This window comes from Pseudophaeobacter sp. 1A16562, from assembly GCF_041008785.1.
In the GTDB taxonomy this organism is placed as follows: domain Bacteria; phylum Pseudomonadota; class Alphaproteobacteria; order Rhodobacterales; family Rhodobacteraceae; genus Phycobacter; species Phycobacter gallaeciensis_A.
Map to the genome: position 1 here is coordinate 16,292 of NZ_JAXGFT010000011.1, position 17,023 is coordinate 33,314.

The 17,023-nt window shown below is 59.6% G+C and carries 14 protein-coding genes; 9 read left to right on the top strand and 5 right to left on the bottom strand.

Features of this window, described 5'->3' with window-relative positions; all coding sequences use genetic code 11:
- Positions 1 to 9: 9 nt before the first annotated feature.
- The 9 genes from SM764_RS15495 (at position 10) to SM764_RS15535 (ending at position 9,168) form a co-directional block, all read left to right on the top strand.
- Complete coding sequence (locus SM764_RS15495; protein ID WP_274830686.1) at positions 10 to 666, top strand: TrbG/VirB9 family P-type conjugative transfer protein; 657 nt, start codon at positions 10 to 12, stop codon at positions 664 to 666.
- On the top strand, positions 663 to 2,042 hold the full coding sequence (locus SM764_RS15500) for a TraB/TrbI/VirB10 family type IV secretion system protein (protein WP_274830647.1): 1,380 nt from the start codon (positions 663 to 665) through the stop codon (positions 2,040 to 2,042). Before SM764_RS15495 ends, SM764_RS15500 begins: the two co-directional genes overlap by 4 nt.
- A gap of 4 nt (positions 2,043 to 2,046) precedes the next feature.
- Positions 2,047 to 3,033 carry an ATPase, T2SS/T4P/T4SS family gene (locus SM764_RS15505; RefSeq protein WP_274830648.1) on the top strand — a complete coding sequence of 329 codons (987 nt, stop codon included), beginning with the start codon at positions 2,047 to 2,049 and terminating at the stop codon, positions 3,031 to 3,033.
- Entirely contained in the window at positions 3,030 to 3,218 is a 189-nt protein-coding gene (locus tag SM764_RS15510) for a hypothetical protein (RefSeq protein ID WP_274830649.1), read from the top strand. The genes SM764_RS15505 and SM764_RS15510 overlap by 4 nt, the downstream gene beginning before the upstream one ends.
- Before the next feature lie 131 nt (positions 3,219 to 3,349).
- The gene (locus SM764_RS15515) at positions 3,350 to 3,619 is read left to right on the top strand and encodes a hypothetical protein (RefSeq protein ID WP_274838980.1); all 270 of its coding nucleotides are present in this window, start codon (positions 3,350 to 3,352) and stop codon (positions 3,617 to 3,619) included.
- A gap of 6 nt (positions 3,620 to 3,625) precedes the next feature.
- Positions 3,626 to 4,705, top strand: a complete 1,080-nt coding sequence (locus SM764_RS15520; protein ID WP_274830651.1) for a TrbL/VirB6 family protein — start codon at positions 3,626 to 3,628, stop codon at positions 4,703 to 4,705.
- Between the two features lie 222 nt (positions 4,706 to 4,927).
- Positions 4,928 to 6,100 carry an anti-phage 6A-MBL system MBL-fold protein gene (gene mblB / locus SM764_RS15525; protein ID WP_274830652.1) on the top strand — a complete coding sequence of 391 codons (1,173 nt, stop codon included), beginning with the start codon at positions 4,928 to 4,930 and terminating at the stop codon, positions 6,098 to 6,100.
- Positions 6,101 to 6,109: 9 nt separating this feature from the next.
- Entirely contained in the window at positions 6,110 to 8,428 is a 2,319-nt protein-coding gene (gene cap2-3 / locus SM764_RS15530) for an anti-phage 6A-MBL system cap2_3 protein (protein WP_369002190.1), read from the top strand.
- Between the two features lie 23 nt (positions 8,429 to 8,451).
- Complete coding sequence (locus tag SM764_RS15535) at positions 8,452 to 9,168, top strand: hypothetical protein (protein ID WP_369002191.1); 717 nt, start codon at positions 8,452 to 8,454, stop codon at positions 9,166 to 9,168.
- Positions 9,169 to 9,229: 61 nt separating this feature from the next.
- Here SM764_RS15535 and SM764_RS15540 read toward each other — a convergent pair whose 3' ends face one another.
- From SM764_RS15540 to SM764_RS15560, 5 genes are all read right to left on the bottom strand, one after another.
- Positions 9,230 to 11,233, bottom strand: a complete 2,004-nt coding sequence (locus tag SM764_RS15540; RefSeq protein ID WP_369002192.1) for a type IV secretory system conjugative DNA transfer family protein — start codon at positions 11,231 to 11,233, stop codon at positions 9,230 to 9,232.
- Positions 11,234 to 11,241: 8 nt separating this feature from the next.
- The gene (locus SM764_RS15545) at positions 11,242 to 13,575 is read right to left on the bottom strand and encodes a relaxase/mobilization nuclease domain-containing protein (protein ID WP_369002193.1); all 2,334 of its coding nucleotides are present in this window, start codon (positions 13,573 to 13,575) and stop codon (positions 11,242 to 11,244) included.
- Complete coding sequence (locus SM764_RS15550) at positions 13,562 to 14,155, bottom strand: transposase (RefSeq protein ID WP_369002194.1); 594 nt, start codon at positions 14,153 to 14,155, stop codon at positions 13,562 to 13,564. The genes SM764_RS15545 and SM764_RS15550 overlap by 14 nt, the downstream gene beginning before the upstream one ends.
- 564 nt (positions 14,156 to 14,719) lie before the next feature.
- Entirely contained in the window at positions 14,720 to 14,926 is a 207-nt protein-coding gene (locus tag SM764_RS15555; RefSeq protein ID WP_064260176.1) for a hypothetical protein, read from the bottom strand.
- A 536-nt stretch (positions 14,927 to 15,462) separates the two neighbouring features.
- Positions 15,463 to 16,392: a DUF2493 domain-containing protein gene (locus tag SM764_RS15560; protein ID WP_369002195.1), complete on the bottom strand. Its 930-nt coding sequence runs from the start codon at positions 16,390 to 16,392 to the stop codon at positions 15,463 to 15,465.
- Positions 16,393 to 17,023: the final 631 nt, after the last annotated feature.

A 17,023-nucleotide genomic window follows, 5' to 3' on the forward strand; every position in this document is an offset into this window, starting at 1 on the left:
CTTGTGCTGATGCCAGGCCTCGCCTTCGCCGAAGCCATCCCGCGTGGCGGCCCCAATGACAACCGCGTGCGCTTGGCCACCTATCAAGAAGGTCAGGTTTATCGCCTCAGCGTGTCGCTCACCCATGTCACCACCGTCGAGTTTGGCGCGGGCGAAAGCATCCGCTCGATCATCGCGGGGGACACGGAAGGCTTCGAGATCGATGGCGTGCCGGGTGGCCAGGCCTTCGCGATCAAGCCTGTCGCGCGCGGCGTCCATACCAATGTGACCGTCTATACCAACCGCCGCAGCTACTACTTCAACGTCCAGGAGACCCGCAGCCCGACCTTCTACGTGGTCCAGTTCCGCTACCCCGAGGACAATGTACGGCCCACGCGTGCCATCGCGGCCCAGGCCCCGAATTACAATTACGGGGCCAGCGCGCGCACCGAATTCACCCCGACCCGCGTCTGGGATGACGGGACCTTCACGTATTTCGAATTCCCGCGGAACGCGCCGGTGCCCGCGATCTTCCGTTATGCCAATGGCCGCGAGCGGACAGTCAACACACAGGCCACCGAGGATAGCGTGATCCGGGTTTCCGGGGTGAACAGGCAATGGGTGCTGCGAATCGGGGAAGAGGTGGTCTGTATAGAGGCCACACCACCTGCGGGGGTGGGATCATGAGCGACACAGGAAACGCGGACCTCGAGAAACGTCTCGCCGCCCTCGAGCAAGGCAAAGGCGCGAGCTCACCCCCTGCCCCACGGCGCTCGCCAATGCTTGCTTTGGTCGTTGTCCTCGTGATCGGCGCGGGCGGTGCATTGCTCTATCTCCTGTCCCAACCCGAGGAGGAAGAAGCTCTGCCTACGGCCACGCCGGACGTGTTCCAAAACGAAGGCGACGGGTTTGGTGCCATCGAAACCCTTCCGCCACCGGAGCCCGAAGTGGTACTGGTCGCACCGGAACCGGTGGAACCGAACGCCGAGCTCTTGGCGCAACTCGCCGCCCTGCAGGCGCAGATCGAGGAATTGCGCAACGCGCCCGAACCGGTGGTCGAAGAAGATACCGCTGCCGCCGAAGCGATCGATGCGCTGACGGCCCAGATCGCGGCGCTGCAAGCGGCGTCAGAAGCCGCGCAGCAGCAGTTTCGCGATGAGCTCACGGCGCGCGATCGCGAACTGGAGCAACTCCGCATGGACCTCGAACTCGCACAGCTTGAGGCCAACCGCCCCCTTCCCGCACCCATCGGGCCCACCGAGGACGAATTGCGCGCGCGGGAGGAAGAACGGCTCCGCCGCGAGGAGGAAGCACGACGGTTGGCGGAACTCGAACGCCGCGCAGCCGAGGAGCGCGCGTTTCAAGAGCGCCGCATCAGCTCGCCCACCATCGCCTTTGGCGGCACCTCAGGCGCAAATGAAACCGCGCTGACCGAGCGCACCTTTGGCGAAGTGACGGATTTCGTGCTGAACGGCGCGCTGCCCACTTCGGTGACGCAAGCAGAGGTCATCGCAAACCCGTCCAACACCATCATCCAAGGCACGATGATCCAGGCCGTCATGGAAACCGCCCTAGACAGTTCCCTGCCCGGCCAGACCCGGGCCGTCGTGTCCGAAGATGTGTTCAGCTTCGACGGCTCTCGTCTCCTGATCCCGCGTGGGTCTCGACTGATCGGGCGCTATCGCTCTGGCATCGATATCGCGCAGCGCCGCGTCACGATTGCCTGGGACCGGATCATCCTGCCTGACAACCAGACCATCCAGATCAGCTCTTTCGGGGGTGACGAATTGGGCCGCTCCGGCGTGACCGGCTTTGTCGACACCCGGTTTGATGAGCGCTTTGGTTCGGCAGCGCTGATTTCTCTGATCTCCGCCGCGCCAAGCGCCGCCGCGGCAAACGTGCAGGATGAGACCACCGCAGATGTGCTCGAAGACGTGGGCGATGATCTGGCAGATGCGACAGACAGCGTCATCGGCGATTACCTCTCCATTGGCCCCGTCATCTATGTCGACCAGGGCGCGCGCGTCACGGTGATGGTCGACCGCGATCTGGAGATATTCTGAGCCCATGTCGCTGAGCTATCTCCAGACCTCGCTTGATCGGATCGACGCCGCCGCCCGCGACGATGTCATCGAGATTTGCATCAATCCCGATGGCACCTGCTGGGGCGAATTCCAGGGCGATCACTTCATGCGAAAGCTGGACCAGAAGCTGACCGCAACAGAGGTCAAAGATCTCGGCAACCAGATCGCCTCTTCCGCCAACACCACGATGAGCAAGGACCGCCCGATCGTCTCGGTCTCGATCACCTACAAGGGGCGACCGATCCGGGCTCAAGTTATCACCCCACCTGCCGTGCTCTCGGCCATGTCGATCAGCCTTCGGTTCTTCTCAAGCTTGCCGCTCGATGGGATCGCGCTTGATTTCCTCTACGGCAAAGAACGCAAGCTTGAAGAACTCCGCCTCGAGAAAACCCGCGAACTGCGAGAGGTCGTGGCCGCTGGCGTCATCGACGATGCGCTGGCCTTCTGCGTCGAAAACAAGCTGAACATGATCGTCTCGGGCGGCACCTCCACCGGCAAGACCGTCGCCGCGCGGAAGATCCTCTCTCATGTGCCTGCAGAAGAACGCATCGTTACCATCGAGGAAGCCGCCGAGCTTCTGCCGACCCAACCGAATACCGTAACCCTCATCGCCAATCGCGACGCGGAGTTCCAGACCGCCGATGTCTTGCTCACCGCGACGCTGCGTATGCGACCCGACCGGATCATCCTGGGCGAGGTGCGCGGCAAAGAGGCCATGACCTTCCTTGAAGCCATCAACACCGGCCATGGCGGGTCCATGACCACGCTACACGCCGAAACGCCGCAACTTGCTGTGCAGCGCCTGGCTATCGCGGCGCTCAAGACCGAGATCCCGATGACCTATACCGACATGATCCAGTACATCGAGAACTCCATCGATGTGATCATCCAGGCCGGTCGACACGACGGCAAACGCGGCATCACCGAATTCTATCTCCCCGGCATCAATGAGATTGGAGCTTCCCAATGAAGACCTTTGAATATGACATCCTGTTCTTCCAGGTGAAGAAACGAAAGGACTACGACGCGATGAGAAGCGCCTTGAATGAGCGCGTCGCTGAGGGGTGGGAAGTCATCACAGCTGAAGCCGGTGACTACGGCTATACCACCTTCTTGAAGCGAGAATCTTTGGCGACGAAGGCGGCTTCAGAATGATGCGGATCCTTGCGAATGCAAGCCTGCTCGTTGTTCTCTGTGCAACCGCCGGCGTCGCTGAACGGAACCTGATCCCAACGCTCGATAACCAGCCAGATGTCTGTCCCGACCAACCCCCGGAGCCACAGTGGATGCAAGACATCGACATACGCGAGTCCCACAAGCGGCTCCTGATTCAACAAATCTATCGTGCTCAGAGCATGCAACGCATCGTTGAAGCCCAAAGCTGTGAATGTCCAACGCGGTATCCATCTTGGGAGGAAGCGGAAGGCGTCTTCGTCGAGCATTACGCCGCATCCGAATACTGGGACATCGTGGAAGCGACGTCAGAATACCGACAGCAGGCAAATGAGATTCGACGCGAAGCCATGACAATCTGCGAAGCCGCCGGGAATTGGTAGGGTTCTATGAGTGTCGTCACCTACTTCGTGGAAACGGCTGAGGGCTATCTCAATACCGCTGCCGAGACGCAATTCGGTGCGGTCGCCGCAACAGTCGGAACGATGCTCGTACTCGGCACCACACTCGTTGTCATTCTGGTTTTCATCAACACGATCTACCAGTACCGCGCCATGGACGGGCGCACGGCCTTTTGGCTCGCTGTGAAGATCGGACTGGTAGGCGCATTTGCAACCAACTGGGTACAGTTCAACATCCTTGCTGCGGCGATTCTGAACGGGATCGACAGCATTGCCGGATCGCTCGTGGCCTCTGTCGGCGGCGGGTCGCCCGGCCCATCCGGCACCTTTGCAGAGGAGTTTGATGACCTGATCGCGGCGCTCGGGGAGTATTTGAATGCTGCGGGGTCTGAACTGAACTGGATGGCCGGTGCCCTGTTGGACACCCTTGGGGTTTTGTTACTCTCGATCCTCGGCGGCTTGGCGGCGTTTATCGTCGTTGCGTCCAGGCTCATGATCGCTCTGCTGATCGGGATTGCACCGATCATGATCTTCCTGACCCTTTTTGAAGTGACCAAGGATTATTTCGCGCGCTGGCTTTCGGCGCTAATTTCCTTTGCGATGTACCCCATCGTCGTTGCCGGTGTGTTCGCGACGATCACGGGGGTCTCGCGTGCGCTTCTTGCCGAGCTGGGCGACCCGGAAGGCGCCTCCAACATCGGCGCGCTCATTCCATTCTTCATGATGGTGCTGATGGCAAAGGGGTTCATCATAGCAACGCCATTCCTGGTTCGGGCGATTTCTGGAAACATCATGATGCCAGCGCTCTCAGCTGGATTCGGCGGTAGCTATGCCTTTGCCCGAGGGCTTGCAGGAAGCCAGCAAGTCTACAACCGATACGCCATCGGAGGTGCGACTGGCGCGGAGTACGCAGCTCTGCGCGCGCGGCAATTCTTTGGCGTGCAAGCGTTGCCAAGCCGACCCAATACAGCTGGTGGGCCAACGGTAACTCCTCCCGGTGACGGGACCGGCACAGGAGCCCGGATGCTGGCACAGCTTTCAAGGTTGGGACGCCTTGGCAAGCGGTGATGGCCCGAAACGAAGTGGACATCTGCGCATCCCATCAACGCAGCGGCGCAGGTTTTTAAAGCAGACCATAGTCATTACTAGAATTTTGGCGCTGCCTATTGCAGGACACAACATGTTGTTGAAAGGTTATCCCCGATCAACTATGTTGAGAACAAAGCGTAAACTTGTTCGATTCGGTGGGAGGCGCGTCACTCAGGTTTTCCAAGCTAAGGAGCAGTACTGATGAGCGTCGAAACTTCGCATTTCAAAGTCGCCAATGGTGACATGAGCCTGATCAAAACACAGAGTGGCCGTTATATTCTCGTAGACATAAATATTAGTGCCGCTGCTGATGGCAAAGATGAGGATGTGCCTGATGTTGGAGCACAGCTTCGCAAAGCGCTCGACCGTGACAGCGACGGACGTCTGTTTGTCGATGCATTCTTGCTGACGCATCCGGACATGGATCACTGCTCTGGACTGCAGAACCATTTTCATCTCGGCAAAATTGAGGATTGGTCGCCCGAAGACGACAAGATCGTAATTCGCGAGATGTGGTCTTCCCCAATTGTTTTTAGACGTGCCAGCAGTACCAACAAGCTTTGCGCTGACGCAAAGGCTTGGGCGACAGAAGCGCGTCGGCGCATTGAAATGTTCCGCCAGGACGAAAATATCGAAGACGGTAGCCGAATTTTGATCCTGAGCGAGGATGCGGACGGTAAGACGGATGATTTGGCCGACATTCTGATCAAGACGGGCGAGACATTTTCCGAAATTTGCGGTGTGGCAGATGACAGCTTCAAGGCGATCTTGCTGGCTCCCCTGCCGGTCACGGACGATGAAGATGAAGAGGAGTTGCTCAGCAAAAATAACTCTAGTGTCATCACTCAGTTTACGCTTGCGAAAGATGATACAGAAAACGCTGCCCAGTACCTGTTTGGTGGTGACGCCGAAGTGGCGATTTGGGAGAAAATTTGGGCGGAATACTCTGAAACTCCCGAGGTTCTTGCATATGATGTCTTGATCGCGCCCCATCATTGTTCTTGGCGGTCACTGTCGCACGACAGCTGGTCCAAAAAGGGAAAAGATGCAGTAGTTTCTGATGATGCGCGGTCAGCTCTTTCGCAAGCAAACGGTGGTGCAATAATCCTTGCGAGCAGTAAGACTATTGTCGACGACGACAACGACCCGCCCTGTGTCCGTGCAAAGGATGAATATGAAGACATTCTGAGCAAAGCAGATATCAATGGGGAATTCCGGTGTTTAGAGGACGAAAAAGGTGACAAGCCGCTAAAGATGGAGATCACCGAACATGGTCCAAAAGTTGCCTCCTTAAAAATGGCGGCCGCTATCTCTTCGTCGTCCGCTCTTGGAGTCGAGGCACATGCTCATGGTTGTAGGTCAGACAAGGCATGAGTCAGTTTCATGGTAACCGTCGATGATCTTCTGGCTGTTCCCGTTGCCATTGCCCGTGCAATTCGCACACTGGACAAGCACCCTCAAGTCATTGGAATAGATATTGCGTCGCGGGCCGATGACGAAAGTCCGGTGGACGTGACACTGCAAATCAAATCGGAACTTCCATCTCGGTTTCGAGGCGAAAGCCCGTCGGGAGTACGACGTGTCGAACCCGTCAAACTGTCGTTTCCCGCCTCCTACCCTCTGTTTGCACCGCGCCCGAGTTTACGGGACGACTTTGATCGGTCCCATCCTCACTTACAGCCAAGTGCAGCCGGTTCAGCGCCCGAACCCTGCCTCGTTTTCGGATCTCCACGTGAGCTAATTCAGTCCGGGGGAGGTATTCTTGCGCTCCTCCAGCAACTTCTGGACTGGCTCGATCGAGCAGCGATGCTGAAACTGAATGATCCAAAACATGGCTGGGAATTTGTTCGACGTGACCACTTGAACGACCTCATTGTTGGAGATGCCTCGCAGATCCGGAGTGTAGTTAAACGTAGATCCGGCGGGACTTGGCACCGTACTTGGGTTTTTGCGCAGATGGGTCAGTCCGACCCCTACTATCGAATCTGTCTAAAGGGCGATGAGCAGGTTAAAATTGATGAAAAGACACTGAAATCCCTTGGACAGGTCCCGAAAGATGAGGACGAATGGACGGGGTTTAGCCTCGGACTGATTGTTTGGCCCGGCAAGCATCCAAACGGTAAGCCAATCATCTGTGACCGCTATCTTCCAGAGACAGTAGGCAACGTTGCAGAGCTATACGAACGTGCTGAACTCTACGGCTGCGGCAAAATGCTGGCAGAGAGGATGAAGTGGCTGCGTTCGAAGCTCGACGGCTATACCATCAAAAAGGCGTTGCCAGTCACGGTCATTTTGATCGCCCGCCGACCGTTCAATCTCATTGGCCAGGCCTCACCTCTTGAAATCTGCCCATATGTGATCGAATTCCAATCTGTGGATGATCTCAAGCCGACATCAAGTGCGATTGTCCGTTTGGCGGGCCACAGAGATTCGATCTCGATCGATGTCTTAAGAAGAACCTCGCATGGTGATCCCAGCTCGCAATGGCTTTCATGGTCCATGCTAGGTTGTGGAAGCTTAGGTTCGAAAATTGCGATGCATCTCGCGCGGTCCGGCCGTGCCCCGATATCGGTCATAGACAACGACACCATGGAACCGCACAACTACGCGCGACATTCCTGCTTGCCGTATTCTGCTGATTTGGATTCGATGTTCTACTCTTCCAAGGCTGGGGAATTTGCGCATGACGTCAGCAAACTTGCGCAGGAGACGGATGGGTATCGGATTGATGCCAACACCGTGCTGCGTACCAAAGAGCTTCGCAGAAAGCTGAATCTCGAAAAATCCAAAGCAATATTGAACACTACCGCCTCTGCGGTTTTGCGGGAAACCCTGAGCTATACAGATTGGGCGAAGGGCAAGACACCACGGGTGATGGAAGCAAGCCTAATGGGTGATAGTGACATTGGTTTCTTCTCGGTGTCAGGCCAGAGCGCCAACCCAAGTAGCAGCGACCTGATGACCGAGTTTTATCACCATTTACGGAGCGACGACGCACTCCGATCTAAAGTGATGGGCCAAAGCGCTGACGAGATCATCATTGGTCAAGGGTGCTCGAGCTTTTCGATGATCGCGTCAGACGCTCGGCTTTCTATGATGGCGGCTCCGCTCGCGAAGCTGACAAGCGACGTGCTTTCCGGGAGGTATGTAGATGAAAGTGGGCAATTCAACATTGGGCACCTGCAGGCCGATGGTCTTTCCCAGAATTGGGAAAGCCATAACGTTGAACCCTATACCATCGTAAAAGGACCCAAGATGGGCGCGCTTGAAACGCGGCTTGCCCGCCGGGTTACGATAGAAATTGACGCTGAAATTGCGCGCAAACCGGGATCTGAAACCGGCGGTGTTTTGGTCGGGCGCTTCTCGGCCATCGGTAACGTCTTTCAAGTTGTAGATACGATTCCAGCTCCGCCCGATAGCAGATTTTCTGAAACGGAGTTTATTCTGGGTACCGAAGGTTTGAGTGATCAGCTCGCACAATTATCCAAGTCCTCGGGAAACACTCTCTACGCGTTAGGAACGTGGCACAATCACCTTGCGTCCACTGGTCCCTCTGCAACTGATTTCAGTACAGCGGCCAAGCTTGCGATTGGACAGTTGTTTCCCGTTCTGATGATTATCAGAACCCCAACTGGGTACCGTCAGCTTATCGCAGAGGCGGTGGGCTTGTCCTCCGAACTCGGAGGAGACGAAAATGCCTAATATTCAGCGAAGGGTTCATGCAGATGGATAAGATGTTCGGTATGGACCGCTACGATAGGATTGCCCGACTCAATCCGGCGCTTTTGACGCTGTTGCCCGCGCTCCTTTTTGTCTTTGTTTGGTTTCCAGCTGTTTGGACCCAATTGGGTGCCATAGCTGCATTTGTCGTCACTTGCGGGGTCCTGTTCGCGTTGACGCGGTTGGCTCGTAAGTCTGGTCAAAATATTGAGCGCAAAATGGGCAGCCGAGTTGGACGTCTGCATACTGCGTCTTTGCTTTCCCTTTCCGATGATCGTTTACCCAAGAACATGAAGACGAGGTGTCGCTCATACATTGAGAAACATAGCAAGATTATCTTGCCGAGTTTAGTTGATGAGAACCAGGACCCAAAGAATGCTCAGGATGACCGCTTGCTAGCAGTACGTTGGTTGCTTGAGCACACCCGTCCGCAATCAGAAGCAAGCCTTCTGTTGAATGAGAACATTGCGTATGGGTTCGCGCGCAATTTGCTCGGGTTGAAACCATTGGGCATTGCAATCACCACCACGGTGGCTCTTGGAAGTGCATATTTCTTATATGATCTCGAGATCGGGTCGACTGCGTTCGTTCTCGGGGCACTACTTTGCGGTGCCGCAATTATTGGGCTTTTGATGTGGGTATTTTTGGTGACGAAGAGCTCTGTAGAACACGCGTCTCAGGTCTATGCCGAAAAAATTCTGTCGCTGTGCTTAGAACACTGAGCGAATGCGACACGACAGACCTAAATATGCGGCTGCAAACTTCCTGAACGCGCCCGCCACCCTATCGAGCAACCAGCTTTGCGCCGCCATCCCCCTCTTGCAGCATCGCTTCCATGTCGTCCAAGCCATCAACGGCAGAGCGCATCTGCGCCTCATCATCCACACCCGCTGCCTCGGTCTCCGCGACCTGGCCCCCAAAATCCATCTCCATCTGTCGCTGCTCCTCGGCGACGACGGTTCGAACGACAGGCGCAGTCTTCTTTGGGGCGACATCGGTTGGCCCTGAAGATTGGCCATCAGCAACCTGGAGTGCGGCCTCAACATCGGCCTCGGGTCCGCTTGACCCGTCCGGTGGCGGTGTCATCGGCATCGCGCGCACGCTCAGCGGCAGTGTGCCTTGCGATCCCCCTCCCCCTGTCTCCGGAAACGGCAGCTCCCCCGTCTGTGCGGCGTGGATCGCCTTAAACAGCCGATCGTCAAAATATTGGATCCGCTTCGCGCGGACCGGCATCTGGGCATCGATCACCATGACGATCTCGTCGAGCGGTAGGCGTCGCGCTTCATCTTCTGGCAATAGAGAACTTTCCTCGGTCCGTGTGGATTGGCTGCGGCCCTCGAAGGGGTTCTTGCCGATGGATTGGGACCGCGTGACCACGGTTTTCGTGGTCTTACCGACCGCCTTGCTCAGCTCTTCGACGGTCTTTTCATCCGAGGGCGTCAGGTAGAGCTTCACGCCCGCGTTGCCCTGCAGCGCACGGCGGGTGTTCTCGCCATAGATTTCATCGAGGGCGGGGATTGTCTGGGTGACCACGGCCAGATGGCCGCGATAGGTGCGCAGTGTCTCGATGCTTTCGACCACGATCGGCATCTTGCCCAAACGATTGAACTCATCAAGCATGATCATCACGGGCCAGGGCTCATCCGGGCCGGGGTCCTTTTCCTGCATGGCCGAGAGGAGATCGGAGAAGAAGAGCCGGATCAGCGGCGCGAGCGGCTTCAACATCAGCGGCTGGACCACGAGATAGACCGAGAAGGGTTTCTTTCGGATCGTGCGGAAATCAAAATCCGAGACCGCCGTCGCCTCATCGATGGCTGAGTTCTGCCATTGATCGAGCCCCGAGGTCATCAGGAGCGAGACATACGAGGTTAGCGTGTCATTGTTGGTCGAGGCCAGCCGCGTGAAGATCAGCTTGGCGGCCCTGTTATCCACCTCGTGCCCCCGCGCGAAATATTCCTTCTGCTTGTTCCCGCCCGAGGCCGCGATGCGGTAGATTTCGCCGAGAGTCGGACGCTTGCGCTGGAACGCCAACAGGCCTGCCGCCACGAAGAGATCAATCCCGCCCTTGAGGAGGCCCTGCACCCGGTCATTGTCGCTTTGCAGGAAGAGCGTCGCCAGAAGCTGCAGTTCCATCTGCTGGCGCGCGGGATCTTTCAGCTCAAAGATGCGCAGGAGCGGGTTGTAGCGATGCGTGCGCTTGCCCTCCCAATCGGTGGGGGCAAAGCGGTAAACCTTGTCACCTTGGGCGGCGCGGTGCCGGGCAGTAGCCTCGAAACATTCCCCCTTCACATCGAGCGTCACGGCGGAGCCTTGCCAGGTCAGCAAGTTTGGAATGACGAAGCCCGTGGTCTTGCCGCGCCCGGTGGGGGCCACGATCAGCGCGTGCGGGAAGACTTTCGAGCAAATGTATTTCGCGCTGGATTTTGGAGAACCGAGCTTGCCGAGGATGAACCCGGTCCCGGGCGCCCCGAAAAAACCATTGGCCTTCATCTCGCGCGCAGACTGCCAATGGGTCTGGCCAAATCGTGTAAGGGCCGATCCCGAGAGAGCGAGGCTCAGCATCAGGCCGGCGGCGGCGAAGCTGCCGATGATCAGGTGGATGAGCTGGGCATCTTCGGGGCGGCGATCGCGGATCGCCATGTAGTTCTGCGCGATATAGGCAAAGTCGATCTCGGCCCCGAAGCCGAGATCCTGGTAGGTCAGCACCGCCGAGGCGATGGTATAGCCCATGGCGGCGGTCACCAGCGTCACCAACAGGACGCCTGTGGCGATACGCGCTTTTCCCATGGCGGCGCTCAATGGACCTGGCCCCGCTCGGTCTCGCCATCCACGTCTGTCGCGCGATGCCGTTCGTATTCGGTGTCGGCAAGATCATCGACCACCTGGCGCAAGGCCTCCGTGTTGGCCGTCGCGGCATCGGATTGCAGGTAGACCTTGGCGACATAGAGCCGGTCGAGACGGTCCTCGAGAACCTTGTCCAGCGCATCGGCATCGCCGGATGTGAGGCGGCCCAATTGACGTTCATCCAGCACCCGCGCGATCTCCTCGCGGAAGGCGTCCCGCTCCGCCTCGGTCTCGAAGGGCGCGGACAACTCCCCCGCCCGCTCATGGTCCAGAACACGCGCAATCTCCTCTGCAAGGCGGTCGGCACGGTCAGACTCCGGCGCCATTTCATCGCGGGCTGCTAGACGTTCGTCACGCGTGCCAACCCCAAGATCGTCGCGCATCTCGGTTTCGCGGCGGACCTGATTGATGGCCTCCGTGTCCCGTATCTCGACGACGGCCGCATAGGTCGCGCTGAGCCCACGGGCGAGATGGGACGGCATGTCCGGATAGCGCGCGCGCAAGTCATCCGCGACCGCATCTGCAACGGGCGTGCGGAGATCGCGTCCCTCCATGATCCGGTCGACCTCGCGAGTGATCTCGCTGGCGTGGGCCGCATCGGTGATGGTCTCCCTGTAGGGCTCGGACCGGTCGATCACATCGCCCGGCCGTGCGAGCAGGTCCGGATGTGCCTCGAGATACGCGCGCTGCTCGGTCTCGATCCGGCGCTCCGCCCGCGAGACAACCTCCCAGTCCCGGTCCTCGATCTGCTGCGCTGTCAAACCCTCGGCACGCATCTCCTGACGGATTGTCCCTTCCATCGCCCGGACCGCGTCCTCGTGATAATGGAACCGCTCGCTGACCGCTTTCTCCTCCACGACACCATCCCGGCGCAGCACGTTCTCCCGCTCCAAGAGCGTGCCGAGCGCGACATGCACATCGTTGAGAATGTCGCGCGCCTGTTCCAGATCAGCGCGGCGTTCGAGGTTCAGGTCACGCGCCTCAGCCACCTTGGAAAGATCATCTGCGATCCATTGATGCTCGAGCGCAGCATTCGGGGCGCCGGTCTCGATCCGGGCCACAACTTCCGATGTGCTGATCCCGGTGCCGCGCAGGGCCGCGTCGATCCGCGACCGGAGGCGCGGCTCGGTGAGGCGCTCCAACTGGCTCACCTGGATATTGGCCTCAGAATAGACCCCACCTTCCGAAGGAGTCTCTGACAACGTGCTGGAGCGCAGACCCAGAGGCTGCATGTGCTGGACCTGCGCCTGGATCTCGATGAGGCGTTTTTCCAGCACGGGACGTTCCGCATCGGGTTTCTCGGCAATCATGCCCTGCACCCGCGCGAGCTTCTCCGCATAGAGGCTTCTCAAATCCTCAAAACTTTGATCCTCGGCCATATACACATCTCCTGTTCGGTCCACCTGCCCGCCATGCGCCAGCACCTCGCCCGCGCGGAAGAGGGCTGCGGCAATATCCTCGCGGGCCTCGCGCGAAGCCTCCGCAGCAAGCGAGTGGTAGACAGTTCTGGTATTGGCGATCTCCGCCAGCGTCCGCGTCAGGTCCTGCCCCACGCGTTCCCGCTCGCGGGGTGCGCGACCCTCTTCCTTCGCGGCATAAACTTCGCTGGTACGGGCCGGGTAATGCACAACCCCGCGATCCACCCGGCGCGTCGCTTCCAGCCGCACGCCGTACTTCTCCGCCTCCTCGACCATGGCAAGGCGGAAATCGTCATAGTTGAAGCGATGGTTGCGCCCGAGGAAAAAGAACTCGCCTTCTTGCGAGCGGCGGTTCAGCACCAGATGCGCATGCGGGTGATCGCGGTCTTCATGCACCGCGATGATGTAGTCGAAATGCCCCGCGTCACTCTGGAAGAACCGCTCGGCCACATCCGTCGCGATGTCACGCACATCCTCGCCCCGCGTGCCGATGGGGAAGGACATGAGCATGTGCGTGGTCTGGCCAAGCTTGGGTTTGAAGCCTGCATCCCACCGCTTGGCAAAGCGCTCGGTCAGATCCTTGATGTCCTTTGCCTCAAGCTTTGCCTTGCCATCCAGGAACCCACTCGAGTCCACGATATGGGTGGACTTTGTGGTCAGATAATCAAGCTGGTTTGCGAGCTGCGATTTCGTATGCGTGCCGCCGCCCCGGATCGCCTTGAAGACCGCTGGCCGGTGCCCTGCAGCCGCGCGCACAAGCTGGCTCTGCTTGGCGACATGCAGCCCCTGCATCGAGCCCCGGATCCGGCTCCAGCCGTCCCGGAAGACCTCGCCTGTGACAGCGTCAACCGCATCATTCAGCCGCATGGGCAAACTCCCTTAGCGCGGCACTGGCCTCGAGCTGCATCGCGTCGCGCCGACGCCGCAGGAGCAGATCGATCTCGTCGGCGGAATCGAGGATGAACCGCGCCAACCCGCGCATCTGCGCAAGGCGCAATTCGGAAAATTCGGCACGCGTGCCACCATCAGCCCCCTGCCCCATCCGATTGGCCCGCGTCATCTGCTTGGCGATCTGTGCGACCCCATTGCCAACCTCATGCAAAGAGGACCTGTATCGCGCCATCTCTGCTGCCATCTGCGCGTCCGGAACGAACACCCCGCCCGCCGCCTGAATGAGCCGCCGCAGCCCCTCGGCCCGGCTCTCGATCCCCGCCTTCGCCAACACCGCATCCAAGGCTGCAAGCTCCGCAGCCGTGACCTTCACGCTGACCGCGGAAACCGGGATCGCGGCATCCGCCTGGCGCTCGGCATCAGCTTTGAGGACATAGCGCACGGCCCGCGATGTGACCTCGAAGCGCTCGGCCAGCTCAGACGTCGACACACCTTCCGCGGCCTCGCGGACAATCTGCATCTTCTCGGTCTCTGTCAGGCGTTTTGTTCGGGACATGCGGAAGAAAGACCCCCTATTTCCTGCCACCTTCCACCAAGGCTGCCCCTACCATACGATAATATATCGATCTATCAATTATATACTTACGTTGCATTCAGGCTCAGGCAGCCTTGGTGTCCGCTTCACGCCGCGGCCCGCAGGGACGCGGCTCTGCTGCCCTCACCACCGGGCGACCCACCTGTCCATTGGGTCCCCTTCCCCAACACCGCCCGAGGGTCTGACCGAACACGCATGTGTTCGGACGGAACCGCGGGCGGGCGCAAACCCCACCGACAGGGCGGACAGGCAGGGTCAAGGAGGGCCAGATTTGGCTCCGCCAAATCTCTGCCGCAAAAACCGGGAGGCCCTGGCCGACAGGTTTTTGTGGATGGCCCCCTTGAGGCTGACTGGCCGGTCTGTCGCGGCCGGATCATTCCGAGCGGCGATCGTCCGTTGCGCGCGCAGCGACCGGCACCAAGAGGAGGTCACCTCGGGCGAACTGACCGCCGGACACGGCATCCCTGGAACAGGGATCGGGCCGCCCCAAGATCGTCCTGGGGCGGCCCATCCTCGCCAGAGGATTTAGTCCTGGGGATCCTTTGCGCTCGGCAGGAACATCACCAGCTCCGAGACCGCGACCGGGAAGTCGAGCTTGAGGCTGAAGAACTCCGAGCCATCCCCGTTGCGGGTGTTGCGGAACATCGCACCCACGCGCTGAAAACGGGTGCGCTCCTGGCCATCGGTATCGGTGAACTTGACGGGAACGGTGGCGACGTAGTGGTTGGTCATTTGGGTTACTCCTTATTGCGATGAGGATCACCCAGCACGGGGGCAAGAGGACCGGTCGCAAGCGCAAATGCGGAGGGTCCGCGGCCCCGTCGTGGAAGCCGTATTTGTGCTTGCCGAAGCGTGAACTGAGGGCACGAACGGGCCGACCCCGTGCGATCCACATGCATAGCAAAAAGGAGTGACCCGGATGCCCATTGCCATCACGCAGTCGCCATCATCCGCGTCCACGTCCTGCCGAACCTGGCCGGGGTGCTGATGGAGCCCGCCCGCGTGGATGCGATGTTCCGAGACACCCCCCGAGGGTTGTGCAGGTCTTCAGCCTCATGTGCGACGTCTCGACCCCTCGGTCTTGCGCTGCTGACGATGTGCGAGGTGCGCACCATCCCGCTGCCCGTACCGATGCGGATGGGCCGAACTCTGACGGGCTGGGTAGAAGGATGACGGTGCTGGACGCCGTGAGCTGCCGATCAAGTGTGACCGATCGCACGCGCCATGAGACATGACGAAAGGGCCGCGCCAAGCGCGACCCCCTCTCTTCAATCTTGCGCAGTCTTCTTCGCCGGGTCAGCAACCCGCATGACCGTCAGGCCTTTCGCTTCCGCTTTCTGCCCGAGGTTCAGCGCGACCCCGTTGCCGCCGAAGAGCACAACCCCCGTCGCCGCGAACTTGTCGTCCAGCATTTCGTCGTTGCATTTGAACGGTGCCGCCCGTCCGTGAGCGGACCAGCGCGGATCGAAGCGCGCCTGCGCGATACCCCGTGCCCGGGCCCACCGCGCCGCAATCATCTCCGCCCCGTGCTTGCCACCCTTGTGGCAGAGGAATATCTCCTGATTGCGGTTCTGCTTGATCCGCTCGCGAACCTTGTCGAGCGTATTGAAGATCACATCGACATCGGTCCAGTCGGTGGCGCCTGAGACGATCAGGGGCACCCCCTCGACTTTGGATTTCTCGGCAGTCTCGCGGTCGTGCTGCTCCAGGAGCTGCCGCGCCTCGAAGACCGCCCCGGTCTCTTGCGCCCGGGTGCTTGCGCGCGATCCGGCTGCCGGGATGAAGGCGTGGCCCGTCTCGACCTCGTAGCATTCCGCTGCGGCCTCGCTCATCACCTCGATTGCGCCGACGATATCGCGCAGCTGCAGAAAGCGCGACTGCGCCTCTTCGAGCGCGGTCTCGGCGATCTCGGATCCATCGTGGGATTTTGCGAGCGCGCCGATCTTGTCAGCGGTGCGGTCGACCTCCTTGCCGAGCGCCACCTTGCGCCGCTGCAGGATCGTTGCGAGCCCATGGGCCAGCGGTTCGATTTCCGCCTCAAGGCCGGTCCCGCGCAGCGGACCGAGCAATGCCTCGAAGCTTTCGCGGATGATGTGGTCGGTCAGGACGTGATCCTCCGGGATCGGCAGCTGTGCGTCCTTCTCGGTCAGCCCGAAAAGCTCGATGGTCTCGTAGGTGTTTGCGGTGTCGTAAGCCATGTTCTTATCTCCAGTGTTCGGTTCCAAGGCCTCCACGTGAGTGTGGGGGCATGGCAGAATGCCTGGTTTCCGAATCTGCCCGGGTCAGGGACGGCGCAGCCGCCGGCTTGCCGGGCGCAAAAGTTTTCCGAGCGCAGCACCCGACACAGGCCCGCGCTCACGCACGGGATCGCCCCAAGCCATATGTACCGCCCTCGCCGAAAAGTTTTGCGATCCTTGACGCGGGCTGATTTGGGGGCCATCCGGAGGATATGCTTCCGCACTCATGTGTGTGTGTTTTGACGGTAGGTTTGCCCGACCCGAGCAGGCAAACGGCCCGACCGGACGCGGGAGACGGATGGAGTGGCGGGATCGTTTTGCTCTCAAGCAAAACAGACCAGAGCGCAATCCGGCGGAGCGGCTGGGGAGGGACGTGCTCGCGAGGCGGGCAAACCGGGGGCCTAGGTGCAACGCCGCGGTGAGGCCGCATGGCCGAATGCGCGACGGACCGAAGGGCCGTTCTCCCCTGCGACACGCGAAGCCGAGCGGGGGAGGCCGCAAGGCAAGCATCCAAGTCGATGCTCGAGAGCACAAAACCGACACACTCTGCTTCCAAACAGCGCAAATTGTCTGGTCTGCTGAGGGGTTCGAA